The organism is Arthrobacter sp. 05L421 (assembly GCF_056397785.1).
In genome coordinates this window covers 1-606 of record NZ_JBFTOC010000066.1, presented here as the reverse complement: position 1 = coordinate 606, position 606 = coordinate 1, and the positions used below count along the sequence as shown (strand labels likewise).

The window sequence follows — 606 nt, the reverse complement described above, 5'->3', positions numbered from 1 at the left end:
CGACGTTATCTTGGGCAGCGTTCCGGGAGTTACGGCCGAACCCGGAATTTCCCCGCTGGTCTCCGAAGCGGTCGAGCGGCTGCGGACGGCCATAAATGTCATAGCCCGCAGGGACACTTGATTCATGGAAGGCACTCAGGGGCCCGATGTGGTTCCGGCAGATTCGGCACCGGCAACGACTGCGACGGTCGCGGACTTGGCCACGCTCCTGACCGGCCTCCCGGCCCCTGACAGCGCCGCTGCCCTGATCGATGAGATCCGGGAACTCGAAGACCTGAAATCCGCCATGGCAGCCCGACAGGCACGGCACGCCGTCGCACTGGATCTGTCCCAGCGCCGCGCCCAGGCCGCCGCCGGGATCCCCGCCGAGCAGCTCGGCGCCGGGATCGGCGCGCAGATCGCCCTCGCCCGGCACGAATCCCCCGCCAAGGGCGGCCGGCTCCTGGGCCTCGCCAAAGCCCTCGTGGCCGAGATGCCGCACACCCTCGCCGCGCTCGAATCCGGGCAGCTGAACGAATGGCGCGCCACCCTGCTCGTGCGCGAAACCGCGTGCCTGACCGCCGCGGACCGGTCCGCCGTCGACGAACACCTCGCACCCGACACCGG

General features: G+C 70.1%; 1 pseudogene. It reads left to right on the top strand.

Annotation, left to right across the window (positions count from 1 at the left end):
• Positions 1 to 124 precede the first annotated feature (124 nt).
• A pseudogene (locus tag AC1DKQ_RS22435) lies at positions 125 to 606 on the top strand (HNH endonuclease); the annotation flags it as partial.